Genomic DNA, 23,834 nt, shown 5'->3' with positions numbered 1-23,834 from the left:
CCCCTCCTACGTGAGCACGAAGTACGCGAGCGCGGCGAGCCCGATCACGACGATGACCACGCGGTACGCCGTCTGCGGAATGCGGCGTCCGTAGCGACCGCCGAGCGATCCGCCGATGAACGAGCCGATCGCGATCGCCGCGGCCGCGGGCCACGCCACCTCGGTCGCCACGACGAAGACGACGGCCGCGGCGAGGTTCGCAACCGCGGCCATCGCGTTCTTGTAGGCGTTCGCCCGCGAGAGGGCGCCGGTCATCGTGATCGAGAGCAGTGCGAGCAGCAGCACGCCCTGGGCTGCGCCGAAGTACCCGCCGTAGACCGCCGTGAGTCCGGCGACCGCGGCCGTCGCGGCCGGGTGGTCGCGGTGACCGGCCTCGCCGTGCAGCCGGGTGGTCCACCGCTTGATCCACGGACCGAAGATCACGAGCAGGAGCGCGAGCAGGATGAGCGCGGGCACGATCGCGTCGAACGCCTCGCTCGGCAGCTGCAGCAGCAGGAGCGCGCCCGCGACGCCGCCCGCTGCCGAGAAGCAGAGGAAGAACGCCAGCCGCCGCCACTCGCCCCGGAACTCCGCGCGATTCGCGTACGTCGCGGCGAGCGAGGCCGGCAGCACGCCGACGTTGTTCGTCACGTTCGCGAGCACCGGCGAATAGCCGAACGCGAGCAGCAGCGGGAACGTCACGAGCGAGCCCGATCCGACGACGGCGTTGATCGACCCGGCCACCACGCCGCCGGCCATGAGCGCGACGAACTCGAGCGGGTTCAACGCGGGCTCGACGTCACGTGGGGCATCCCTCGATTCAAGCAGTCGCATGGCGCGACGGATGCCACGGGCGACCCGCGATGACATGCGACCCCGGGGTGCGCCTCCGCCGTTCCGCCCGGCGTCGGGGCGAGCGCGGGGGGTTCAGTCGAGGCTGATCGGCGAGAACTGCTCGTCGGCCGACGAGCCGACCGGGGCGGCGATCGCACCGTAGCGGCTGCGCACCTCGAGCGCCGAGACATCCGGATGCGCGTACAGGTACGCCGCGACCGCCCGGTACTCGGCGAGCCGGCCGTCGGGCACGCGCGATTCGCGGATCGGCTCCCCGCCCAGCAGGGCCGCACCGAGGGCCGTCCAGTACGTGCCGATGCCGCGGAACGCCCGCGCCGGGCGCTGGGGCTCCGCGTCGGCCAGCACGAGGTCGTTGGCCGTGCGCGCGCAGGCGATCGCGAGGCGACGTCCGAGCTCCGAGAACTCGGCGAAGCCGTCGGAGAGCGCCTCGTAGCGGTGCCAGCCCGCGGCACGCACGACGCTGCGCAGCTCGCGGCCGGAGCCGGTCACGATGCCGAACGGCACGTCGAGCGCGGCGGTCACGACCTGGTCGAGGGCACGGGAGTCGCCGTCGTACTGGATGAAGCGGCCGATGTAGCTGCGCTCGCCTCCGCCGTCGCCGCGAGGTGCGGTGCCGATCGGCCGTGCCTCGTCGACATGGCGTCGGATGCGGTCGAGGTTCTCGTCGGCCTGTTCGAGGAGCGCCGCCGAGAGCGCGAAGAGCCGGTCGACGTCGCGGGGCAGCTGGCGCGCGGACTTGTAGCGGAAGTCGTGCTCGAGCTCCGACCAGGTGTCGGACAGCGCGGTTCGCAGCTGCACCTCGACCTGCGGGGCATCGGCGTCGTCGACCCCGCCGGGAGGCTCGATTCCGGCGCCGCCGGCCGTGACGGCCTCGGGGATGTGGCCCACGAACTGCACCGACCGGTAGCCGAAGGCGTCGATCGGCAGGAGTTCGGACTTGTCGACCCAGGAGTCGTCATCGACGATCAGCGCCTCGCGCACGACCTGCTCCATGGCCGGCAGGTCGCCCTCGAAGTGCGCGATGACGCGCACGCCGAGGATGTCGCGGACCTCGCGGTCGGGCGCCCGGCGCACCTTGCGCTCGAACGACTCGCGGGACTTCACCCTGGCCGAGACGTGGAAGTACCGGAAGCCGGCGGCTTCGAGCCGGCGTGCGAAGTCCGCCTCGATGCGGCTGCGCAGCCGCCGGTACCGCCGGAGCTCGCCGTCGTATCGGGCGAGCTCGGCGGCGACGATCTGCTCGTCCTGGTCGCGTGCGTCCACACCGGCAGGCTATTGCGTCGCCGCGGGTGCGGGCGGGCGCACGCGCCCGGAATACTGAACGCCGGCTGTGAGTTGAGTCAAGTGCACTCAAGTTCGGGTGCACCAACTTGACACGATCCGAAGCCGCTGGGAGGCTTGAGTCATCGGGACTCAAGTTCCGAAGCAGGACTTCGGTTACGGGCCGCTCAGGCCGAATCGACAGCCGAACGGGTGCTCGCGGCATCCGCCAGCGAAACCCAGGCAGAAGGAGAGACACACATGTCACGTGCAGTAGGAATCGACCTCGGAACCACCAACTCGGTCGTCGCCGTGCTCGAGGGCGGCGAGCCCACCGTCATCGCGAACGCCGAGGGCTTCCGCACGACCCCTTCGGTCGTCGCCTTCACGAAGGACGGCGAGGTGCTGGTCGGCGAGACCGCCAAGCGCCAGGCCGTCACCAACGTCGACCGCACCATCGCGTCGGTCAAGCGCCACGTCGGCACCGACTGGAAGACCGACGAGATCGACGGCAAGAAGTACACGCCGCAGGAGATCTCGGCGCGCATCCTGCAGAAGCTGAAGCGCGACGCCGAGCAGTACCTCGGCGACACCGTCACCGACGCCGTCATCACCGTTCCGGCGTACTTCAACGACGCCGAGCGCCAGGCGACGAAGGAGGCCGGCGAGATCGCGGGCCTCAACGTGCTCCGCATCATCAACGAGCCCACCGCCGCGGCCCTCGCGTACGGCCTCGACAAGGGCAAGGAAGACGAGCTCATCCTCGTCTTCGACCTCGGTGGCGGCACGTTCGACGTCTCGCTGCTCGAAGTGGGCAAGGACGACGACTTCTCCACCATCCAGGTGCGTTCGACCGCCGGTGACAACCGCCTCGGCGGCGACGACTGGGACCAGCGCATCGTCGAGTGGCTCATCAAGCGCTTCAAGGAGTCGACCGGCGTCGACGTCTCGAACGACAAGATCGCCAAGCAGCGCCTCAAGGAGGCCGCGGAGCAGGCCAAGAAGGAGCTCTCGTCGAGCATGTCGACGAGCATCCAGCTGCCCTACCTCTCGCTCACCGAGAACGGCCCCGCCAACCTCGACGAGACCCTCACGCGCGCGCAGTTCGAGAACATGACCTCCGACCTGCTCGACCGCACGAAGAAGCCGTTCGAAGACGTCATCCGCGAGGCCGGCATCAAGCTCGCCGACATCGCGCACGTCGTGCTCGTCGGCGGCTCGACCCGCATGCCCGCGGTCGCCGAGCTCGTCAAGAAGGAGACCGGAAAGGACGCGAACAAGGGCGTCAACCCCGATGAGGTCGTCGCCGTCGGCGCCGCGCTGCAGGCCGGCGTGCTGAAGGGCGAGCGCAAGGACGTGCTGCTCATCGACGTCACCCCCCTGAGCCTCGGCATCGAGACCAAGGGCGGCATCATGACCAAGCTCATCGAGCGCAACACGGCCATCCCCACCAAGCGCAGCGAGACCTTCACGACCGCAGACGACAACCAGCCGTCGGTCGCCATCCAGGTCTTCCAGGGCGAGCGCGAGTTCACCCGCGACAACAAGCCGCTCGGCACCTTCGAGCTGACCGGCATCGCTCCGGCCCCGCGCGGCGTGCCGCAGGTCGAGGTCACCTTCGACATCGACGCCAACGGCATCGTGCACGTGTCCGCGAAGGACAAGGGCACCGGCAAGGAGCAGTCGATGACGATCTCGGGCGGCTCGAGCCTCCCGAAGGACGACATCGAGCGCATGGTGCGCGAGGCCGAGGAGCACGCCGCCGAAGACAAGAAGCGCCGCGAGTTCGCCGAGACCCGCAACTCCGCCGAGCAGCTCGCCTACTCGACCGAGAAGCTCATCAAGGACAACGACGACAAGCTCCCCGCCGACGTCAAGTCCGAGGTGCAGGGCGACGTCGACGCGCTGAAGTCGGCCCTCGCGGGCGACGACGACGAGGCCGTGAAGTCGGCCTTCGACAAGCTGTCGCAGTCGCAGGGCAAGCTCGGCGAGGCGATCTACGCGCAGTCGCAGGCAGCGGATGCCGCGTCCGCCGATGAGGCGCAGGCCGGCGCCGAGCCGCAGGCCGAGTCCTCCGACGAAGACGTGGTCGACGCCGAGGTCATCGACGACGAAGACGACAAGAAGTAGGCCCGAGCATGGCTGAAGCGAACGAGAACCCAGAGGTTCCCGAGCCCGACGCCGCCGACGAGGTGACGGATGCCGCGGCATCCGTCACCCCCGAGGAGCTCATCGACGGGGTCGAGGCCGACGAGGCCGAGACCGATGAACGAGTGCTCACGGTCGAGGACATCCTGAACGCGGCGAACGCCGAGGTCGAGGATCCGACCGACGAGCACCTCGCCGACCTCAAGCGGATCACGGCCGAGTACGCCAACTACCGTCGGCGCACCGAGGCCAACCGCGAGCTCGAGAAGGAGCGCGCCATCGGCGCGACCGTCTCGGTGCTGCTGCCCGTGCTCGACGACCTCGACCGTGCCGAGAAGCACGGAGACCTCGAGGGAGAATCGGCGTTCGCGACGATCGCGGCGAAGCTCCGTGCGTCGGTCGAGCGTCTCGGGCTCGCCAAGTTCGGCGAGCCGGGCGACGTCTTCGACCCGCAGAAGCACGAGGCGATCTTCCAGCAGCCCTCGCCCGACGTCGAGGTCGACACGGTCGCCGACGTCGTCGAGACCGGCTACACCCTGGGCGGCACGCAGCTCCGCGCTGCGAAGGTCGTCGTCAAGACGCCCGCGTAACCCCGTTCGCCGGTCGAGGAGCGATCAGCTCCTCGACCGGCGTACCCTTTCCACCAGACTTCGAGAGACGAGGTGTCGATGGCCAGCCAGGACTGGTTCGACAAGGACTTCTACAAGGTGCTCGGCGTCTCGAAAGACGTGAGCGAAGCCGAGCTCAAGAAGACCTATCGCAAGCTCGCGCGCAAGTACCACCCCGATTCGAACGCGGGTGACGCGACGGCCGAGGCGAAATTCAAGGAGATCAGCGAGGCGCACTCGGTGCTCTCCGACCCCGAGCAGCGCAAGGAGTACGACGCCGTACGGGCCATGGGCTCCGGCGCGCGCTTCACCGCGCCCGGTGCCGGCGGCGGCAACGGCGGCTTCGACGACGTCTTCGGCGGCATGTTCGGCGGCGGCGCAGGTGCCGGCCGCGGCGGTCGCCAGCAGTACTCCCAGCAGGGCGGCGACTACGACGACCTGCTCAGCGGCCTCTTCGGCAACGGCCGATTCGGCCAGTCGACCGGCGGATTCCGCGGTGCGGGAGGCCCCACCAAGGGTCGCGACGTCACCGCGACGACCACGCTCGACTTCATCACCGCCACCAAGGGCGACCAGCTCACGCTGCAGACCGGTGAGGGCCGCAGCATCACCGTGCGCATCCCCGCGGGCGTGGCCGACGGCCAGAAGATCCGCCTCGCGGGCAAGGGCCAGCCATCGCCGGATGGAGGCGCTCCCGGCGACCTCGTGCTCACCGTCACCGTGCGCAAGCACCCGGTGTTCGAGCGCGACGGCCTCAACCTGCGCGTGACCGTGCCGGTCACGTTCGCCGAGGCCGCGCTCGGCGCGACGATCCAGGTGCCGACGCTCGGCGGCGATCCGGTCAAGCTGCGGGTCGCACCCGGCACCCCGAGCGGCCGCGTGCTGCGCGTCAAGGGCCGCGGCGTCGAGACGAAGAAGGCCACGGGCGACCTGCTCGCCGTCGTGCAGGTGGTCGTGCCGTCGCATCTGTCGAAGGACGCCCAGCAGAAGCTCGAGGAGTTCGCCGCCGAGCTGCCCGACGAGAACCCCCGCGACGACCTCATCGCGCGCGCCCGAGGCTGAGCCGACCATGAGCATGGACGAGTCCAGCCCGATCTTCGTCATCTCGGTGGCGGCGGAGCTGGCCGGCATGCACCCGCAGACCCTGCGGCAGTACGACCGCATGGGCCTCGTCTCGCCGACCCGCACGGCCGGGCGCTCGCGCCGCTACTCGATGCGCAACGTCGTGCAGCTGCGCGAGATCGCGCAGCTCTCGAGCGAGGGCGTGAGCCTCGAGGGCATCCGTCGCGTGCTCGGCCTCGAAGACGAGGTCACCACGCTGCGCGCCAGGGTGCGCGAGCTCGAGGCGATGCTCGCCGACGAGATGCTGAACCGCCCGGGTCGCCGCGTCTTCGCGGCCGGCACGCAGGGCGACGTCGTCTCCCTGCGTTCGGGCACGCGGGTGCGGCGCGAGACCGCGATGGTCGTCTGGCGACCGCTCGACCGCGGCTGACCGGCGCTCTGCCGAACGGCAGGCCGCGTCAGCGCCCCCAGGCCTCCGCGGGCGCCTCGATGACCTCGTAGGGTCGCGAGCTCCAGTGCGTGCCGTACCCGTAGTGGCTCGACGCCCACGGGGAGGCCCAGATGGCCTGCGCCGTGGCATCCGCCGAATCTCCGCGCTGCAGCGCCGCGTCGACGGCAGGGTACCGACCGGACTTGATGTTCTGCGCAGCGTAGAACGCCGCCTCGACGAGGTCGACGTAGCTGCCGAGACCCGAGCCGCCGCCGGATCCCTGCCCGTTGTTCAGCGGGTTGTTGCGGTTCCACCAATTGTCGGCGCCGTTCTCCTGCCGGGTCCAGCGCATCATGAACGTGATGTTCTCTTCGGTGACGGGCCAGTCGCCGTCGATGAGCACGAGCTTGGCCCAGTCGACGTTGGTGCCGCCGGCGACGAGCGTCTGCGCGCCGGTCGCCGCCGCGTACGACTCCTGCGAGACCTTCTGCGCCTGCACGCCCCCGGCGACTTCGACGGTCTGCGCGGGTTCGACGCTGTCGGTTCCCGCGGCCATCACGGGTGAGAGCGGCGTCGCGGGAACGAGCGAGAGCGTCGCGACGATGCCCATGACGATGAGGGTCGAGAAGGCGGCGAGCGGGCGGATGCCTCGACTGCGCCGAGTGGCGGTTCGCCTGACGCGCAGCCCGGCATTCTGCCGTGCCGCGGTGCGCTCCCCGATCGACTGTGCGTTCCCCATGCGGGCCCGAGAGTAGCAAACGAGTCTGCGATCCGCACTCAGGAAGCCTCCGGCAGGGTCGCTCCGCGTAGCCTTGGCGGGTGAGCCTGCCCTTCGAACTGCTGCGCCGCGAGCCCGACGTCGAGGGCCGGGGGCTCGAGGCGTCCGACGCCGCCGACCGGCTCATCCTCGACGAGGCGGCCGAGGCGATCGCCGCGGCGGGGCCCGGCGAGGTGGTCGTGCTCGACGACGCCTACGGCGCGCTGGCGCTGGGCGCGGTGGCGCTCGGCGCGACGGGTGTCCGCGTGCATCAGGACCTGGTCACGGGCGAACGCGCGCTCGCCCGCAACGCCGCCCGTCTCGGCTTCGACGGCGAGCGGATGCCGCGGTCCCTCCCGCTCTCGTCCGACCTTGCCGCGGGCGCGCGGGTCGTGCTCATGCGGCTGCCGCGCTCGCTCGATCGGCTCGACGAGCTCGCGGGCATCGTGGCCGGGCACGCGGCATCCGAGGTTCGGATCTTCGCCGGAGGGCGCCTGAAGCACATGGCCCTCGCGATGAACGAGGTGCTCGCCGCCTGGTTCGACCGGGTCGACGTGTCGCATGCGCGCCAGAAGTCCCGCGTGCTGCTCGCGAGCGGGCCGCGCGAACCGCGCGGACTGCGGCAGCCGCCCGCGCCGGCCTGGCCTCGCGTGCAGCACGACCCGGCGCTCGACCTCGACGTCGCGGCGCACGGCGGCGTGTTCGCGGGCAGCTCGGTCGACATCGGCACGCGCCTGCTGCTCGCCTCCCTCGACCACGCGGTTCCGGATGCCGCGTCCGCCGTCGACCTCGCGTGCGGCACCGGCGTGGTCGCCGCCTGGCTCGCGCGCGCCAGGCCGGGGCTCGCGGTGACGGCGACCGATCGCTCGGCGTCGGCCGCGGCATCCGCTCGCGCGACCGCCGAGGCGAACGGCGTGGCCGACCGCGTGACCGTGGCGCAGGCCGACGGGCTCGAGCTGCTGCCCGAGGCGAGCGAACGGCTCGTGGTGCTGAACCCGCCGTTCCACTCGGATGCCGCACTGCACACCGGCATCGCCGAGCACCTGTTCGCCGACGCCGCCCGCGTGCTCGCGCCGGGCGGCGAACTCTGGTGCGTGTGGAACTCGCACCTGCGCTACCGCCCCGCCCTCGAACGCCTCGTCGGACCGACGCGGCAGATCGCCCGCGACCCGAAGTTCACCGTTACGGCGTCGCGCCGCTCCGGGTGACCGCCGCGTCCGATGGCGGACTGGCGGGCGTGGAGCCCGTGGGGTAGACACGACCCATGTCGCGGACGAGTGATTGGCTGGACGGATACCTGCACGCGTGGCGCACGAAGGCGCCCGACGACGTTCGGGCGATCTTCACCGACGACGCCGAGTACTGGTTCCGCCCCGACGACCCCGATCCGGTGGGCGGCATCGACGCGATCGTCGAGATGTGGGGCGAGGACGAAGCGGCCGGACCCGTGGCGGACCTCGAGGTCCTGATCGAGAACGAGCGGCTCGGAATCATCAAGGGGCACGTCGACTACCCGGGTCACGCGTTCTACTGGAACCTGTGGGAGGTGCATCTCGCACCCGACGGGCGTGCCGAGCGTTTCGTGGAGTGGTTCATGACGCCACGCGCGACGCCCGAGCCAGATGGCGGGGGCGTGGGCGCGGGCGACTGAGGTCGTCATCCGGGTTTCGGCGAAGGCGCGCTCGTGTCAGTCTTGACGGGTGACCTCCACGCTCGAAGAACTCGACCTCGACACCATCACGCGTGTCGCGGCCGACGTGCCGTGGCAGACCGTCGTGTGGGACGATCCGGTCAACCTCATGACCTACGTGAGCTTCGTGTTCCGCACCTACTTCGGGTTCCCGCGCGCCGAGGCCGAGCGCCTCATGCTGTGCGTGCACACCGAGGGGCGGGCGATCGTTGCGACCGGCAACCGGGAGGCGATGGAGCGCCACGTCGAGGCGATGCACGGATACGGCCTGCAGGCCACCGTGTCGAGGGCCGAGTCGTGATCGTCGCGGGCCGCAGCGACGGCGAGGGCGTCCGTCTCGTGCTCGAGACCGAAGAGGCGATGCTGCTGTCCGAGCTCGCCGACCAGGTCGACTCGGTGCTGCTGCTCGGCGAGGTCGACGATCCGGCGCTCGGTCGCCTGCTGCCGAGCGCCTACCCCGAAGACCACGCCGCCTCGCAGGAGTTCGAGCGGTACACGCGCGACAGCCTCGTCGACGGCAAGCGCCAGGCCGCGCAGCGCGTGCGCGACGCGACGGCGTCCCACGAGGGCGAGCGCGTCGTGCAGATCGAGCTCGACGAGTCCGAGGCGTGGGGGTGGCTCACGTTCCTCACCGACCTGCGGCTGATCCTCGCCGAGCGGGTCGGCGTCATCGAAGAGGGCGACACCGAGTCCGACGAGACGCGCGACGACTACCTGCGCGCCGCCTACGAGTGGGCGGGCTTCGTGCAGGGGTCCATGCTCGAGGTGCTCGACCCGATCTCGTCCTGACCGACGATCGGATGCCGCATCCGATCGCCGAGCCTGTGGACTGCGTGCGCTCGGCGGTGCCATGCTGATCCCGAATCGCCGCGTCGCCCGTTGGAGCGCGTGGCCCGAGGGGTGGGAGCAGACGTGACGCGAACCGTGGCGGTAGAGGATTCGGCATCGATCAGACGGGTCGTGCGCAACCCGTCGGCCAACGTCTCCTCGCTCGAGTCCGCGGCGCTCATCATCGGGGCCGCCTTCTTCGTGGTCGGCGGGCTCGTCGGACTCTTCGCGTTCTGGGGCGAGGCGCTCCCGATCGCGGGTCGTGGCTCGCTGGGCGCGTTCGCGGGCGTCGGCGGCGCGATCGCCGCGTTCCTCGCGTTCGTGCTCGGGCGCTACCTGGCCGATCGCACGCCCAACCCGGCGCTTCGCCGCGAGATCGGCCAGGGGCTGTCGGTGCCGGGGGCGCGGCTGCACTGGTTCGACATCGCCGCCCTCGCGATCGCGCACGCGGTCATCGCGCTGCTCGGCTGGCTCGCGATCTCGACCGTGCTCGAGCTGAGCTTCCGCGATGCCGTGGTCTTCCCGCTGCCGGCCGCCGCGCTCGGGGGCGTGGCGCTCGCGCTCACGGCGTACGTCAGCTTCCTCTCGGCCGCGCGGATGACGCCGATGCTGCTGTCGCTCGTGCTCGCGGTGTTCCTCGTGGTCGGCGCGTTCGCGAGCATGCTCTCGGCGAGCGACCCGCACTGGTGGGAGGAGAACCTCTCCGCGCTCGGCATGACCGACGACGTGTCGGCGAAGGCCTTCAACCTCACGCTCATCATCGCGGGGGCGATCGTCACGATCGTCGCCAGGTACGCGACGGCGACGCTCCCCACGTCGACCCCGCCCGATCGGCGCGGCCGGGACCTCGTGCGCCTCGGGCTGATCCTGATCGGCATCTTCCTGGCCTGTGTCGGCATCTTCCCGGTCGACGAGTTCTTCGCGATCCACAACACGGTGGCGACGGGCATGGCGGTCTGCTTCGCGGTGATCGTGATCGGGCTGCCGAAGTTCATCCGCACGGTGCCCAAGGTGTTCGTCGTGCTCGGCTACGTGTACGTCGCCGTCATCGTCGTGGTCGCCGTGTTCTTCGCGACCGGGTACTACAACCTCACCGCGGTCGAGCTCGTCGCGGGATGCCTGATCTTCAGCTGGATCATCGTGTTCCTTCGCACGGCGGGCGCCTCCGGCGATCCCGAGGCGGGTGCCGGACTGCAGGCGCAGCCGGCGGTCGTGACGCCGGGCGAGTAGCCCAGCGTCTCGAGACCCGGGGGCACGACGAGAGGGCCGGATGCGATGCATCCGGCCCTCTCGGTTCGTGCGGTTCGACGCGCAGGTCAGCTCTTGGCGAGCGCCTTCGTCTTCAGGTGCGCGAACTCCTCGGCGGTGATGGCGCCCGAGTCGAGCAGCCCCTTCGCCTTGGCGATCTCGTCTGCCGCGCTCGGCGCGGAGCCGGCCGTCTGACGGATGTAGTCGTCGGTCGCCGCCTGCACCTGGCGCGCCTCACGCTGCGAGCGCTCGGCCATGCCGCGACCGCGGGCGATCAGGTAGACCAGTGCCGTCAGGAACGGCACGAAGATGAGGAAGATGATCCAGACGGCCTTCCACCACCCGCTCAGCTTCTGGTCGCGGAAGAGGTCCCCGATGATCGAGAAGAGGATCATCAGGTAGGCGACGAAGACGAAGATCCACAGGAACCACCAGATGATGTCCCAGAAGTTTGACCAGAAATCCATGTACTTTGTTCCGTTCTCGAGTTTTCTGCGCCCCCCAGGGATCGAGCGCCTGAGCCGAATGTAGCGTCGTTCCGACGACGTCGTCCAGAGAACGCGCTGGAGTGCGACGGTTCCGTTCGGGGCGATCGGTAGGGTGACCTCTGGGAGGCCCCTATGGCGGATGCCGCAGCAGACCACGTGCCCGACGAGCGCCCGAACGGCTCGCCGGCGTTCACGCTCGGCCACCGGAGGGTGATCGCGCTCGCCGCAGCGGTCATCGTCCTCGGAGGTGTCTGGCTCGCCCGCGACGTGCTCGGCCCCATCGCGGTCGCGGCCGTCGTCGTCACGATCGCGCATCCGATCCGGTTCCCGCTCGAGCGCCGTGGATGGTCGAAATGGCTCGCCACGAGTGCGGTCGTGGCGCTGGCCTGGGCGATCCTGGTCGCCCTCGCCGTGCTGCTCGTCGTCGCGTCAGCCCAGTTCGTGTCGATCCTCCCCGACTACCTCGATGAACTCGAGCAGACGGCGGCGTCGTTGATCGCGTGGGTCGAGTCGACCGGGGTGACCACGGATGCCACGGCGAGCCTCGGGTCGGTGCTCGACCCCGCCCAGCTCGTCGGGTTCGCCGGCGACCTCGCGGGCGCGCTGCTCGGGCTCGCGACCGCGTTCTTCTTCGTGCTCGCCTACGTGATCTTCATGTCGGCGGATGCGGCGCGCTTCGCGAGGGCCCGACCCGTGTTCGGCACCACCGCCGGCGACGTGATCGGCGGCCGCTACTTCTCGGGAGTCCGCCGCTACTACGTGGTCAACGCGTCGTTCGGCCTCATCGTCGCGGTGATCGACGGCCTCGTGCTGTGGGGGCTCGGCATCCCGATCCCGCTCGTGTGGGCGATCCTCGCGTTCGTGACGAACTTCATCCCGAACATCGGCTTCGTGATCGGGCTGATCCCGCCCGCGGTGCTCGCGCTCGTGATCGGCGGATGGCCGCTCGCCCTCGTCGTGGTGCTCGTGTACTGCGTCGTGAACGTGACGCTGCAGGTGCTGATCCAACCGAAGTTCGTGAGCGATGCGGTGTCGCTGAGCCTCACGCTCTCGTTCGTCTCGGTCGTCTTCTGGACCCTCGTGATCGGGCCGATCGGGGCGATCCTCTCGATTCCGCTGACGCTGCTCGTTCGCGCGCTCTTCCTCGAGCCCGATGAACGCACGGCGACGCTCAGGAGGCTCTCAGGCGATTTGCCGCCCGCACCCGTAGCGCCGCCCGCCGGGCAGGGATAGTCTGCAGAAACACTGACTGAGGGGGGAACCGATGGCGGATTTCGAGTACGGGCCGGTCGATCTGTACCTGATCGGATTCGAAGGTGATCGGCCCGACGGCCGGACGCTCGAGGCGATCGCGGATCTCGTGGACAGCGGGGAGATCCGGCTCCTGGACTTCCTGCTCGTCTCACGCGGCGAAGACGAGGTGACCATCGTCGAGTTCGAGGACTTCGGGGACCAGATCGAGTTCGATGTCGAGGTTCTCGAGGCCGGTCTGGTCGGCGACGAGGACGTCGACGACCTCGCCGAGCGCATCCCGGTCGGCAGCTCTGCGGCGCTCATCGCCATCGAGCTGGTGTGGGCGAAGAAGCTCGCGTCGCGCTTCGCGGAATCGGGCGCAGAGCTGCTGCAGGTCGAGCGGATCCCCGCGCCGATCGTGAACGAGATCCTCGCCGAGGTCGAAGGAGCGGAATCATGATGGGACGACGGATGGGCCGCCCGGGCCTCATCGGAATGGCGGCGCGCACGGCCGTCGTCGCGGGCACCGCGACGGCGGTGAGCGGCAGCGTCCAGCGCCACCAGCAGGACAAGTACAACCAGCAGCAGCAGGCCGACGCCTACCAGCAGCAACAGCAGCAGGCCCAGATCGACGCCTCGGCGCAGCAGGCGGCGCAGCAGGCCTACCAGCAGCAGCAGTGGGCCGCGCAGCAGCAGGCGGCCGCAGCGCCGCCCGCACCCGCGGCCCCAGCGGTCGACATCGTCGCCGAGCTGCAGAAGCTCGCCGCGCTCAAGGAGCAGGGCATCCTCGACGACGCGGAGTTCGCGGCCGCGAAGGCCAGGCTGCTCAGCTGAACGGCACACCACGAACGCGCCGGCGACCCTCTGGGCGCCGGCGCGTTCGTCGTGCGAACCCGCTGAGCGTCTGCCGCAACCCCTGTCGCAGCATCCGCTCACGTGCCTAGGGTGGGGCATGGCCATCACGCTCAGGGGGATCTCGACGGTGGTTCCGGCCACCGTGCTCGTGCAAAACGCGGTGCGAGACGTGTTCGCCGCGCAACCAGGCCTCAACCGGCTCGCGCAACGCATCGTCACGACGTCGTTCAACGTGTCGGGCATCGAACGCCGGCACTCGGTGCTCGAGGAGTTGACGCTCGAGCCTCGAGAGGAGACGCCGGTCTTCTTCGACCAGGCGAGCGGCGAGCTGCTGATGCCGGGCACGAAGGCGCGCAACGCGATCTACGCGCGGGAGGCCACCGGCCTCTACGTCGAGGCGGGCCGGGCGGCGATCGACGCGACACCGGGCGTCGCGGCATCCGATGTCACGCATGTCATCACGGTCTCGTGCACGGGGTTCTACGCGCCCGGTCCCGACTTCATGGTCGCCCGAGAGCTCGGGCTCGACCCCGGCGTCGAGCGCTATCACCTGGGGTTCATGGGCTGCTACGCGTCGATCCCCGCGCTGCGACTCGCCCGTCAGCTGTGCCAGGCCGATGCCGCGGCCGTCGTGCTCGTCGTCAGCGTCGAGCTCTGCACCCTGCACCTGCGCTCCTCGAACGACCCCGACACGATCGTCGCGTCGTCGCTGTTCTCCGACGGGGCCGGGGCGGGCATCGTGAGCACGCGGGCGCCGGAGCCCGGCGAGCGGGCGTTCGAGCTCGACCGGTTCGCGACCCGCATCACGCCGGTCGGCGAAGACGACATGGCCTGGAGCATCGGCGACCACGGGTTCGAGATGGTGCTCTCCAACGCCGTGCCTGCGATCATCGACGCGCACATCACCGGAGCGCTCGAGCCGCTCTTCGCACACGATGCCGCGCTCGCCGAGGCGCTCGCGACGGATGCCTCGAGCGCGGCGATCGAGCACTGGGCGATCCACCCGGGCGGGCGCAGCATCCTCGACAAGGTGGAGTCGCGGCTGGCCCTCTCCGAGGCGCAGCTCGTGCCGGCCCGCGAGACGCTTCGCGACTTCGGCAACATGTCGAGCGCGACCGTGCTGTTCGTGCTGGCGAACATTCTCGAGTCGGATGCCGCCGCCGACGGCGATCGGGTCGCGGCGGTGGCCTTCGGCCCGGGGCTCACCGTCGAGTCGGCCCTCATGACGGTTCGCGCCTGAGCCATGGCGCCGGTGCGTGCGGGGCGGAGACCGTGGTGAGGTCCTTGCGCACGCGAGACGACGAGGCCCGAGAGCTGATGGACGCGCCCGACTGCGATCCCGTCATGCTGGCCCGAACCTACGAGCAGTTCGGCCGCATCAACGCGGTGGTCTCGAACCAGCGGGCGATCTACCGCCGGTGGATCCGGCCGCGCCTGTCGCACGGTACGACGCATCGCGTGCTCGACATCGGCGCGGGCGGCGCGGACGTGCCGCGAGCCCTCCTGAGATGGGCGCGCGCCGATGGGCTGCGGCTCGAGGTCACGGCGATCGACCCAGACGAGCGGGCGTTCGCGTGGGCGTCGCGGCAGCCGCGAACGCCGGGGCTCGTGCTGCGCCGCACGACGAGCGCTGAGCTCGCCGCCGCCGACGAGCAGTTCGACGTCGTCACCTCCAACCACGTGCTGCACCACCTCGACGGACGGGAGTTCGGCGCACTGCTCGCCGACTCCGAACGGCTCGCGAGCGGCGGCGGCGTCGTCGTGCACGGCGACATCGAACGCAGCCGCTGGGGGTACGTCGGGTTCGCGGCCGGCACCCTGCCGTTCTCGTCCACCCTGCTCGCCGGGTCGTACATCCGCGCCGATGGGCTCACGTCGATCCGCCGAAGCCACACGGCGGTCGAACTCGCGTCGATGCTTCCGCACGGGTGGCGGGTGCGCCGCGGCGTCCCGTCGCGACTTGAGGTGCTCTGGGGTGCGGATGTCTGAGCGAGCCGCCGAGCGGCCGGCCACCGACGCACGGGCCGACGAGGCCAGACACGACGTCGTGGTCGTCGGCGCCGGCGCGGTCGGCCTGCTGCTCGGCTGCCTGCTCGCGCAGCGCGGCATCGACGTGGTGGTGCTCGAGCGGCGGATGTCGCGGGGCTCGGGTCGTTCGCGCGCGATCGGCATCCACCCGCCGGGGCTCCGGGCGCTCGCCCGGGCCGGGGTCGAGGCCGAGGTGGTCGCGTCCGCGGTGCCGATCCGCGGCGGACGGGCGACGTGCGAGGGACGCACGCTCGGCACGATGAGGTTCGGCGGCGGCAGCGGTGGTGGCCGTGGCGGCGGCGTCGGCGGCGGCAGCGCCGATGCTGGCGACGGTCGCAGTGCCCGGCGAGGCGCGCACGGCGCGGCCGTGCTCTCGCTGCCGCAGCTCGAGACCGAGGCGATCCTCGAGGCTCGGCTCGCCGGCATGCGGCCCGACGGCATCCGACGGGGGGTCGAGGTGCGGGCCGTACACGACCGCGGGGCTGACGTGCAGGTCGACGCGTTCGCCGACGGCGCGTCGCTCATGCTGACCGCCCGGTACGTGATCGGAGCCGACGGCGTGCGCAGCGGCATCCGTACCGCGCTCGAACTGGGATGGCGAGCCCGGCGCGGCCGGGCGCAGTACGTGATGTGCGACACGCGCGACGACACGGGCGAGCCCGAGACGGCACTTCTGCACTTCGAGCCGGCTGGGGTCGTCGAGTCGTTCCCGATGCCCGGCGGACGCCGGCGCTGGGTGGCGTGGGTTCGGCGCGCGCCCGCTCGGCTCACCGCGGACACGATCGCCGCGATCGTCGGCTCACGGACGGGCGGGGCGTTCGACGTCGAGGCGGCGAGCGAGCCGAGCGCGTTCGAGGCGCGGCAGCACCTCGCCGACCGCATGGCCGTCGGCCGCATCGCGCTCGCCGGCGACGCGGCGCACGAGATCAGCCCCATCGGCGGGCAGGGCATGAACCTCGGCTGGCTCGACGCGCTCCGGCTCGATCGCGACCTGGCGGCGGCGCTCGCGGTGGGCGCCCCGTTCGAGGCGTTCGAGGTCTACGACCGCGTTCGACGAGCGGCCGCGCGGCGAGCCGTGCGTCGGGCCGCATTCAACATGTCGGTCGGCGCGCCTTCCTCGGGGCTGCGCCTGCGCGTGCGCAACGCGTCGGTGCGCACGCTCGACCTGCCGCCGCTGCGCGCCCTGCTCGCGAGGGCCTTCACGATGCGCGGCCTCTGACGGGCGCCAGGCCGGAGCGGCTCAGCGGAGGCCGGCGCAGGCCAGAGCGAGCCGGAGCGGGTCAGCGCGAGGTCAGAGCACGACGCGCTGGAGCAGGAACACCGGGATCACCCGGTCGGTCTTGGTCTGGTAGTTCGCGTAGTCGGGCCAGGCCTCGACGGCGCGCGCCCACCACTCGTCGCGCTCGGCGCCTTCGAGCTCGCGCGCGGTGTAGTCGTGCTTCTCGCCGCCGTCCTGCAGCTCGACGTGCGGGTGCTTCAACAGGTTCCAGTACCAGACCGGATGCTTCGGGGCGCCGCCCAGCGAGGCGACCACGGCGTACTCACCGTCGTGCTCGACGCGCATGAGCGCCGTCTTGCGGAGCTTGCCGCTCTTCGCCCCGACGCTCGTGAGCACAATGACGGGGCGCCCGCGCAGGAGGTTGGCCTCCGCGCCGCCGCTGGCCTCGAAGGCCTCGGCCTGCTTGCGGGCCCAGCCCGACGTGCTCGGTTCGTATTCGCCTTGCAGCGGCATCCGTTCTCCTTCGTCTCTCGTTCGAGGCTACGCCCCGGGCTGCCGGCGGGCTGCCTGCAGTATGCGGCCGGGCTCACGCCCGCGCGACCTCGAGCGAGAACTCGACGTAGCCGTCGGGCTCGACCGAGACGAAGCCGAGGTTCGGCGCCTCGACGCCGAAGTCGGCGAAGGTGATCGGGATGCTGCCGGCGACCTGCCCGGTCTCGCCGTTCAGCACGGCCTCGAGGTCGACCGTGACCGTGCGGGTGACGCCCGCGAGCGTGAGGTCGCCCGTCGCCTGGATCGTCTGCACCTCGCCGACGGCCGGCGTCTCGCCGCTCACGACGGCGTCGGTGAGCACGAACGTGGCGGTCGGGTTCTCGTCGACGCGCATCGCGCTCTGGCGGAAGTAGTCGTCGCGGTTCGAGCTGTCGGTCGCGATCGAGGCGACGTCGACGGTGATCTCGGCCGAGTCGAGGGTCGTGCCGTCGACGGCGAGTGTGCCGGTGACCTGCTCGGTACGGCCGACGACCGTGACATCCGTGCCGTTCAGCACCTCGTCGACGCGGTAGCCCGCGAACGAGCCGTCGGCGACGGCCCACGCGCCGGTGAGGTCGGATGCCGCGGCGTCGCCCTCACCGGCATCCGCACCGGGGTTCGGGGTCACCGTGACCGTCGGGGCCGCGGCCTGCTCGCCCACGATGAGGTCGCGGTAGATGATCGGGCCGGCGATCGCGGCCGTCGCGCCGAGCACGAGTACTCCGGCGACGATCGAGGCGGTGATGATCTTCGTGCGCTTCTGCATGGCGGGCCCCCGGGGGTTCGTCGTGGTTCGTCGGTCGGAGTTCGAGCATGGCGCATGTTCGTATGAGAACGCATTGAATCCACCATGAGGTGCCGGCGGCTGTTCCGCTGCGCGACCGCATGCGGTAGTGGCGGCGTGGTCGAAGGGTTCCAGGACGACGACGGATGCCGCAGACTGGCGCTATGAGCGATGAAGCCGTCGAGCCGGGCGTCGCTGCCGACGCCGGCGGGGTCCCCGACCCGCACCTGCTCGGACCGGGGCTCCTCCCCACGCCGTTCACGGCCGAGGAGATCCGCGTGGCGAGCGGAACGGGCAAGACGATCCGGCTGCTCGTCGAGCTGCCCGACGGCCAGCGCTTCGAACGCGTCAACCGCTTCGTCGACGTCGACGCCGAAGGGGCCACGCTCGAGCAGTGGCGGCTCGACGCGGCCGGCGGCGTCGGCGAGGTGTCGAGCGAGCGCGTGACCTGGAGGGAGTTGCAGGAGCACGCGGCGTTCCCCGCCGAGAACGCGGCGACGTCTCGCGGGCCGCTCGACCTGGTGCTCAGCGGGGAACGGCGCGTTCTCGATTGCCTGCTTTACGAGGTGCGGCACAGCGACGGCTTGCAGGTCACCGGTTCTGGTTCGCGCTCGCCTACCCGGGCATGCCGGTCCGCTACGAGATCCCGGCGGCTGCCGGTGTGGCGCGCACGACCGTGACCTCGATCGAGCACGCGGCCGCCTGATCGGGCGACGCGCGGCAGCCTCGGGGACATCCTCGCAGCCTTCGCCCTCCCCGTGCCGCCTCGATGCGCGCGGAACGGCCCGCTCTAGCGGCGGCGCTCGAACTGCCGGCCGTGCACCTCGGTGGGCGTGATGCGTACCCACCGGTCCTTCGTCTCGGGAGCCCAGGGCTCGACGCCGAGCCGCTCGGCCTCGGCGATCTCGGACTGGCGATCGAACTCGACGGCGTCGCCCTTCACGACGACGCTGAACGCCTCATGGTCGTCGGCGCCGTCGACCTCGAAGGCGACGCGATGGTGGATCGTGAGCTCGAGCAGCTTCGTGCCGGGAGAGGTGCGGAAGACGATCGTGCGATCGTCTGTGACGACGTGGTTCACCGGGAACACGTCGACATCGCCGCCGGCAGCTGCGGCGATGCGGCCGTACGGGGCGTCGGTGATGCGCCGCCAGCATTCTGCGTCCGTCAGGTGACGGGTGGGAGGGCGTTCGTCGAGTTCGTCAGCCATGCTTCGAGTCTGCTCCTGTCGCGGGAGGATCGCGAGAGGGGTATGCAGAATTCCGGCGTCGCGGCCCGCGGCCCGAGCTCGCATCGGGCGCTCCGGCCCGTGGCCGTCAGCCGCGCGTCGGCGCCCATCCGAGGCTGGGCGCGACGTGGTCGGCGAACGCCGCGATGAGTCGCAGGTTGAACTCGACTCCGAGCTGGCTCGGGATCGTGAGCATGAGCGTGTCGGCCTCGCGGATCGCGGCGTCGCGCTGCAGCTGCTCCACGAGCTTGTCGGGCGTGCCGGCGTAGGTCTTGCCGAAGGTCGAGCGGATGCCGTCGATCATGCCGACCCCGTCGCCGTCCTGCCGGCCGCCGAAGTACAGCTCGTCTTCCGCCGTCGTGATCGGGAAGATCGAGCGGCTCACCGAGGTGCGCGGTTCGCCGGGGTGCCCGGCCTCGCGCCAGGCCTCGCGGAAGGCCCTGACCTGTTGCGCCTGCAACTCGTCGAACGGGATGCCGCGATCCTCGGTCAGCAGGGTCGACGACATGAGGTTCACGCCGGCGCGGCCGGCCCATTCGGCCGAGTCGCGATTGCCGGCACCCCACCAGATGCGCGAGCGCAGGCCGGGCGAGTACGGCTCGATGCGCTGCATGCCGTGGCCGCCGCCGAACGGTGATGCCGCGTCGCGCTCAGCCAGGCCCTCGCCCTCGATCGCGCGAAGGAAGCGGGCGAAGTGCTCGCGCGCGAGGTCGGCGCCGCGGGGATCCTCGGAGCCGGTGTAGCCGAAGGCCTCGTAGCCGCGCACGACCGACTCGGGTGATCCGCGGCTCACGCCGAGCGCGAGTCGGCCGCCCGAGATGAGGTCGACCGCGGCCGCCTCCTCGGCGAGGTGCAGCGGGTTCTCGTAGCGCATGTCGATGACGCCGGTGCCGACCTCGATGTGCCGGGTGCGGGCCGCGATCGCGGCGAGCAGCGGCATCGGCGAGGCCTGCTGGCGGGCGAAGTGGTGAACGCGGAAGTAGGCGCCGTTGACGCCGAGCTCGTCCATGCCCTGCGCGAGGTCGATGGCCTGCAGCATCGAGTCGGCGGCCGAGAGCTCGCGCCCGCGGCCGAGGGGTCCGTAGTGACCGAAGGAGAGGGTTCCGAAGCGTTCCACGTGAACCGGCAACCGCGCGGCTCCCGTGCCTATTCCGCCGCCTTCCTCCGCCTTCTTCCTTCTTCACATGGATGTCTCGGGTGGGTCTTGTGCGCTTCGACACGACGATGTACGTTGGCAACACCAACGTTGGTATCACCAACGAATGAGCCTGAGGAGCGAGATCATGAGCACCGCAACTGCAGGGGCCGCAGCCCCGATCACCCTCGATGACCGGGTGCACCTGACTGAACTGGTCTCGCGCCTCGGTGCGGCCCTCGACGAGCACCGCTTCGACGTGCTGCGCGAGCTCCTCACCGAAGACGTCACCGCGACGACGCCCGGCGGCACCGCCTCGGGCCGCGATGCCGTCGTCGCCCAGGCCACGCGCAACCACGTCGGCTTCGAACGCCTGCATCACGTCATGTCGAACGTGCTCGTCGACCAGGGCGAACCCGATCAGGGTGCACGCACCGCCGAGGTCCGGGCGAACCTCACCGCCCACTTCGCCCACGCCGACGGCGTGCCCGTGCAGGCGATCGGCGCGGTCTACCGCTTCGGCGTGCGCGAGACGCCTTCGGGCTGGCGCATCGCCGAGCTGCGGGTCGCGCCGACCTGGCGCACGGGAGCCGCCACCGTCCCAGCCGCCGCCCCGGCCGCAGCACCATCCGCCGCATGACCCCGGCGGTCCCTTCCGACGGAATGGGCGTGCAGCCGATGCCGCCCCGCCGGCTCGTCGAGCTGTCGAGCTGGCTGCTCAGCCGCGCGGCCGGCCTCGGCGCCGGCATCGTGGGCGAGGCGCTCGCGGCGCACGGCCTGCGCAGGCACCACTTCTCGGTGCTGCACGCCCTGGCCGAGGGCGGTTCCGTGAGCCAGGCCGAGCTGGGTCGCCGGCTCGGCCTCGATCGCAGCGACCTGCACGCCGTGCTCGGCGAGCTCGAGGCATCCGCCCTCATCGCCCGCTCCCCCGACGCCCGCGACCGGCGTCGCAACAGCGTCGCGATCACGACGCTCGGCCGGGCGCGTCTCGTCGAGCTCGACGGCGCGGTCGACGAGGCGCAGCGGGCGTTGCTCTCGCGGCTCGACGACGGCGAGCAGGCCGAGCTCCGACGGCTGCTGCTCGCGCTGCTCGGCGACTCGATCCCCGCGCCCGCGAAGTGATGGCGGTCGCCGCGGCATCCGTCTACCTTGAACAAGGGGGATCTCAGGCACGAGTCGGAATATCACCCCACTTCGCAAAGTTGAGTTAAGTACACTCAAGTTTGGAACGAAGGGAGTCCTGAGTGGCGAACATGCAAGGCGCACCGAACTCGCAAGAGGAGCAGAAGTCCGCACTCGAGCAGTACGGCGTCAACCTCACCGAGATCGCGAAGGCCGGCAAGCTCGACCCCGTCATCGGGCGTGACGCCGAGATCCGGCGCGTCAGCCAGGTGCTCACGCGCCGCACCAAGAACAACCCGGTGCTCATCGGCGAGCCCGGCGTCGGCAAGACGGCCGTGGTCGAGGGCCTCGCCCAGCGCATCGTCGCGGGCGACGTCGCCGAATCGCTCAAGGGCAAGCAGCTCATCTCGCTCGACATCTCCGCGCTCGTCGCCGGCGCCATGTACCGCGGCCAGTTCGAGGAGCGGCTGAAGGCCGTGCTGAAGGAGATCGACGATGCCGACGGCGAGGTCATCACCTTCGTCGACGAGCTGCACCTGCTCATGGGCGCCGGCGGCGGCGAGGGCTCCGTCGCAGCGTCGAACATGCTGAAGCCGATGCTCGCGCGCGGTGAGCTGCGCCTCATCGGCGCCACCACGCTCGACGAGTACCGCGAGTACATCGAGAAGGATGCCGCGCTCGAGCGCCGCTTCCAGCAGGTGTACGTCGGCGAGCCGTCCGTCGAAGACACGGTCGCGATCCTCCGCGGACTCAAGGGCCGCTACGAGGCCCACCACGGCGTGACGATCACGGATGCCGCACTCGTCGCCGCGGCATCCCTCAGCAATCGCTACATCACGTCGCGCCAGTTGCCCGACAAGGCGATCGACCTCATCGACGAGGCCATGTCGCGCCTCAAGATGGAGATCGATTCGAGCCCGATCGAGATCGACCAGCTCAAGCGCGAGGTCGACCGCATGAAGATCGAGGAGCTCGCCCTCAAGAAGGAGAAGGACGACGCGTCGAAGGAGCGCCTCGCGAAGCTGCGCGAGTCGCTCGTCGGCAAGGAGCGCGAGCTCGCCGCCCTCGAAGAGCGCTGGTCGCGGGAGCGGATGTCGCTGAACCGCGTCGGCGACCTGAAGAAGCAGCTCGACGAGGCGGTGACCGCCCGCGATCGTGCGATGCGCGAGGCCGACTACGCCACGGCGTCGCGGCTCGAGTACGAGACGATCGCACGCCTGCAGCGCGACCTCGTCGAGGCCGAGCGGGCCGAGTCGGTCGCGACCGACGAGCCGCGCATGGTCAACGAGCAGGTCACCGACGAGGACATCGCCGCCGTGATCGCCGCGTGGACCGGCATCCCGGTCGGCCGGCTGCTGCAGGGCGAGACCGAGAAGCTGCTGCACCTCGAGCGCGAGCTCGGCAAGCGGCTCATCGGCCAGAAGCGCGCCGTCGCGGCCGTCGCCGACGCCGTGCGCCGCACGCGTGCGGGCATCAGCGACCCGAACCGCCCGACCGGTTCGTTCCTCTTCCTCGGCCCGACCGGCGTCGGCAAGACCGAGCTCGCCAGGGCGCTCGCCGAGTTCCTCTTCGACGACGAGCGCGCCATGGTGCGCATCGACATGTCGGAGTACGGCGAGAAGTTCTCGGTCTCTCGGCTCGTCGGCGCCCCTCCGGGCTACGTCGGCTATGACCAGGGCGGCCAGCTCACCGAGGCGGTGCGTCGTCGGCCGTACTCCGTGGTGCTCTTCGACGAGGTCGAGAAGGCGCACCCCGAGGTCTTCGACGTGCTGCTGCAGGTGCTCGACGACGGTCGCCTGACCGACGGCCAGGGCCGAACGGTCGACTTCCGCAACGTCATCATGATCCTCACGTCGAACCTCGGCTCGCAGTACCTCGTCGATCCGACCCTCTCGTGGGAGCAGAAGGAGGACGCGGTGATGCAGGCCGTGCGGCAGTCCTTCAAGCCCGAGTTCGTCAACCGGCTCGACGACCTCGTCGTGTTCTCCGCGCTCACGCGGGAGGAGCTCGCCGAGATCGTGAACCTCTACGTCGACCGCCTGTCGGCGAGACTGCACGAGCGGCGACTCGAGCTCGCCGTGACGCCCGATGCCAGGGCCTGGCTCGCCGAGCGCGGCTACGACCCGCTCTACGGCGCGCGCCCGCTGCGCCGCCTCATGCAGCGCGAGATCGACGATCGGCTCGCGCGGGCGCTGCTCGCCGGCGACATCCGCGACGGCGACGCGGTCGTCGTCGCGCTCGACGCCTCGGGCGAGGCGCTCAGCGTGCAGCGGGCCGAGCGGTAGGGCTGAACGCACGGCCTGAGCGAGCGGATGTCGGATTTCCCAACCTTTTTCGGCAGGTTGT

At 70.7% G+C, this 23,834-nt stretch carries 27 protein-coding genes; 19 read left to right on the top strand and 8 right to left on the bottom strand.

All coding sequences use genetic code 11. The features are described from left to right. Positions 1–6: 6 nt before the first annotated feature. Together ASE68_RS00185 and ASE68_RS00180 are read right to left on the bottom strand one after the other, a co-directional pair. Positions 7–813 (bottom strand): sulfite exporter TauE/SafE family protein, encoded by an 807-nt coding sequence (locus ASE68_RS00185; RefSeq protein WP_235480720.1) that lies wholly within the window; start codon positions 811–813, stop codon positions 7–9. Between the two features lie 93 nt (positions 814–906). Beyond that, entirely contained in the window at positions 907–2,097 is a 1,191-nt protein-coding gene (locus ASE68_RS00180) for a GTP pyrophosphokinase family protein (RefSeq protein WP_055853833.1), read from the bottom strand. A gap of 258 nt (positions 2,098–2,355) precedes the next feature. Here ASE68_RS00180 and dnaK point away from each other — a divergent pair, with 258 nt between their 5' ends. The 4 genes from dnaK to ASE68_RS00160 all read left to right on the top strand — a co-directional run bounded on the left by dnaK (position 2,356) and on the right by ASE68_RS00160 (position 6,342). Further along, entirely contained in the window at positions 2,356–4,224 is a 1,869-nt protein-coding gene (dnaK, locus tag ASE68_RS00175) for a molecular chaperone DnaK (RefSeq protein WP_055853831.1), read from the top strand. 8 nt (positions 4,225–4,232) lie between these two features. After that, a complete protein-coding gene (locus ASE68_RS00170; RefSeq protein WP_055853829.1) occupies positions 4,233–4,832 on the top strand; it encodes a nucleotide exchange factor GrpE in 600 nt (199 codons plus the stop codon). A gap of 78 nt (positions 4,833–4,910) precedes the next feature. Continuing rightward, positions 4,911–5,912: a DnaJ C-terminal domain-containing protein gene (locus tag ASE68_RS00165; RefSeq protein ID WP_055853826.1), complete on the top strand. Its 1,002-nt coding sequence runs from the start codon at positions 4,911–4,913 to the stop codon at positions 5,910–5,912. A gap of 13 nt (positions 5,913–5,925) precedes the next feature. After that, entirely contained in the window at positions 5,926–6,342 is a 417-nt protein-coding gene (locus ASE68_RS00160) for a heat shock protein transcriptional repressor HspR (RefSeq protein ID WP_055853823.1), read from the top strand. 28 nt (positions 6,343–6,370) lie between these two features. On the opposite strand, the gene ASE68_RS00155 is transcribed toward ASE68_RS00160, so the two are convergent. Beyond that, a complete protein-coding gene (locus ASE68_RS00155) occupies positions 6,371–7,081 on the bottom strand; it encodes a hypothetical protein (RefSeq protein WP_055853821.1) in 711 nt (236 codons plus the stop codon). Between the two features lie 80 nt (positions 7,082–7,161). Between ASE68_RS00155 and ASE68_RS00150 the strand changes: the two genes are divergently transcribed. From ASE68_RS00150 to ASE68_RS00130, 5 genes are all read left to right on the top strand, one after another. After that, complete coding sequence (locus tag ASE68_RS00150; protein WP_055853818.1) at positions 7,162–8,307, top strand: class I SAM-dependent methyltransferase; 1,146 nt, start codon at positions 7,162–7,164, stop codon at positions 8,305–8,307. Between the two features lie 56 nt (positions 8,308–8,363). Beyond that, the gene (locus tag ASE68_RS00145) at positions 8,364–8,750 is read left to right on the top strand and encodes a nuclear transport factor 2 family protein (protein ID WP_055853815.1); all 387 of its coding nucleotides are present in this window, start codon (positions 8,364–8,366) and stop codon (positions 8,748–8,750) included. A gap of 49 nt (positions 8,751–8,799) precedes the next feature. Further along, a complete protein-coding gene (gene clpS / locus ASE68_RS00140) occupies positions 8,800–9,090 on the top strand; it encodes an ATP-dependent Clp protease adapter ClpS (protein ID WP_055853813.1) in 291 nt (96 codons plus the stop codon). Then, complete coding sequence (locus tag ASE68_RS00135; protein WP_055853810.1) at positions 9,087–9,578, top strand: DUF2017 family protein; 492 nt, start codon at positions 9,087–9,089, stop codon at positions 9,576–9,578. Before clpS ends, ASE68_RS00135 begins: the two co-directional genes overlap by 4 nt. A 123-nt stretch (positions 9,579–9,701) precedes the next feature. Further along, positions 9,702–10,847, top strand: a complete 1,146-nt coding sequence (locus tag ASE68_RS00130) for a DUF998 domain-containing protein (protein ID WP_235480719.1) — start codon at positions 9,702–9,704, stop codon at positions 10,845–10,847. Between the two features lie 86 nt (positions 10,848–10,933). On the opposite strand, the gene ASE68_RS00125 is transcribed toward ASE68_RS00130, so the two are convergent. Continuing rightward, positions 10,934–11,332 carry an SHOCT domain-containing protein gene (locus ASE68_RS00125; protein ID WP_055853806.1) on the bottom strand — a complete coding sequence of 133 codons (399 nt, stop codon included), beginning with the start codon at positions 11,330–11,332 and terminating at the stop codon, positions 10,934–10,936. Positions 11,333–11,485: 153 nt separating this feature from the next. Here ASE68_RS00125 and ASE68_RS00120 point away from each other — a divergent pair, with 153 nt between their 5' ends. The 6 genes from ASE68_RS00120 to ASE68_RS00095 all read left to right on the top strand — a co-directional run bounded on the left by ASE68_RS00120 (position 11,486) and on the right by ASE68_RS00095 (position 16,688). Then, complete coding sequence (locus tag ASE68_RS00120; RefSeq protein WP_082461707.1) at positions 11,486–12,586, top strand: AI-2E family transporter; 1,101 nt, start codon at positions 11,486–11,488, stop codon at positions 12,584–12,586. Positions 12,587–12,617: 31 nt separating this feature from the next. Next, positions 12,618–13,046: a DUF6325 family protein gene (locus ASE68_RS00115; protein WP_055853804.1), complete on the top strand. Its 429-nt coding sequence runs from the start codon at positions 12,618–12,620 to the stop codon at positions 13,044–13,046. Beyond that, on the top strand, positions 13,043–13,420 hold the full coding sequence (locus ASE68_RS00110) for an SHOCT domain-containing protein (protein WP_235480718.1): 378 nt from the start codon (positions 13,043–13,045) through the stop codon (positions 13,418–13,420). The genes ASE68_RS00115 and ASE68_RS00110 overlap by 4 nt, the downstream gene beginning before the upstream one ends. A 118-nt stretch (positions 13,421–13,538) precedes the next feature. Further along, positions 13,539–14,681 (top strand): type III polyketide synthase, encoded by a 1,143-nt coding sequence (locus tag ASE68_RS00105; protein WP_055853800.1) that lies wholly within the window; start codon positions 13,539–13,541, stop codon positions 14,679–14,681. A 32-nt stretch (positions 14,682–14,713) separates the two neighbouring features. Next, a complete protein-coding gene (locus tag ASE68_RS00100) occupies positions 14,714–15,430 on the top strand; it encodes a methyltransferase domain-containing protein (RefSeq protein WP_157421469.1) in 717 nt (238 codons plus the stop codon). Beyond that, on the top strand, positions 15,423–16,688 hold the full coding sequence (locus tag ASE68_RS00095; protein ID WP_055853794.1) for an NAD(P)/FAD-dependent oxidoreductase: 1,266 nt from the start codon (positions 15,423–15,425) through the stop codon (positions 16,686–16,688). The genes ASE68_RS00100 and ASE68_RS00095 overlap by 8 nt, the downstream gene beginning before the upstream one ends. 72 nt (positions 16,689–16,760) lie before the next feature. Here the strand turns inward: ASE68_RS00095 and ASE68_RS00090 are convergent, their stop codons facing one another. Both ASE68_RS00090 and ASE68_RS00085 read right to left on the bottom strand, forming a co-directional pair. After that, a complete protein-coding gene (locus ASE68_RS00090) occupies positions 16,761–17,201 on the bottom strand; it encodes a nitroreductase family deazaflavin-dependent oxidoreductase (protein ID WP_055853791.1) in 441 nt (146 codons plus the stop codon). A gap of 73 nt (positions 17,202–17,274) precedes the next feature. Then, complete coding sequence (locus ASE68_RS00085; RefSeq protein ID WP_055853788.1) at positions 17,275–17,985, bottom strand: YceI family protein; 711 nt, start codon at positions 17,983–17,985, stop codon at positions 17,275–17,277. A 182-nt stretch (positions 17,986–18,167) separates the two neighbouring features. On the opposite strand from ASE68_RS00085, the gene ASE68_RS00080 reads away from it, so the two are divergent. Further along, on the top strand, positions 18,168–18,683 hold the full coding sequence (locus ASE68_RS00080) for a hypothetical protein (protein WP_157421467.1): 516 nt from the start codon (positions 18,168–18,170) through the stop codon (positions 18,681–18,683). A 110-nt stretch (positions 18,684–18,793) separates the two neighbouring features. Here the strand turns inward: ASE68_RS00080 and ASE68_RS00075 are convergent, their stop codons facing one another. Both ASE68_RS00075 and ASE68_RS00070 read right to left on the bottom strand, forming a co-directional pair. Next, on the bottom strand, positions 18,794–19,213 hold the full coding sequence (locus ASE68_RS00075) for a pyridoxamine 5'-phosphate oxidase family protein (protein WP_055853784.1): 420 nt from the start codon (positions 19,211–19,213) through the stop codon (positions 18,794–18,796). A 106-nt stretch (positions 19,214–19,319) separates the two neighbouring features. Beyond that, the gene (locus ASE68_RS00070; protein ID WP_055853782.1) at positions 19,320–20,348 is read right to left on the bottom strand and encodes an LLM class flavin-dependent oxidoreductase; all 1,029 of its coding nucleotides are present in this window, start codon (positions 20,346–20,348) and stop codon (positions 19,320–19,322) included. 166 nt (positions 20,349–20,514) lie between these two features. Between ASE68_RS00070 and ASE68_RS00065 the strand changes: the two genes are divergently transcribed. The 3 genes from ASE68_RS00065 to ASE68_RS00055 all read left to right on the top strand — a co-directional run bounded on the left by ASE68_RS00065 (position 20,515) and on the right by ASE68_RS00055 (position 23,773). Next, positions 20,515–21,006 carry a nuclear transport factor 2 family protein gene (locus ASE68_RS00065; RefSeq protein WP_055853779.1) on the top strand — a complete coding sequence of 164 codons (492 nt, stop codon included), beginning with the start codon at positions 20,515–20,517 and terminating at the stop codon, positions 21,004–21,006. After that, a complete protein-coding gene (locus ASE68_RS00060; RefSeq protein ID WP_200921626.1) occupies positions 21,003–21,488 on the top strand; it encodes a MarR family winged helix-turn-helix transcriptional regulator in 486 nt (161 codons plus the stop codon). The genes ASE68_RS00065 and ASE68_RS00060 overlap by 4 nt, the downstream gene beginning before the upstream one ends. Positions 21,489–21,610: 122 nt before the next feature. Further along, entirely contained in the window at positions 21,611–23,773 is a 2,163-nt protein-coding gene (locus ASE68_RS00055; protein ID WP_200921624.1) for an ATP-dependent Clp protease ATP-binding subunit, read from the top strand. The last annotated feature ends 61 nt before the right edge of the window (positions 23,774–23,834 follow it).

Origin of the sequence: Agromyces sp. Leaf222 (assembly GCF_001421565.1) — a bacterium.
Taxonomy (GTDB): Bacteria; Actinomycetota; Actinomycetes; order Actinomycetales; family Microbacteriaceae; genus Agromyces.
The sequence above is the reverse complement of the archived record's forward strand: the minus strand, read 5'-3'. Positions and strand labels throughout refer to the sequence as shown.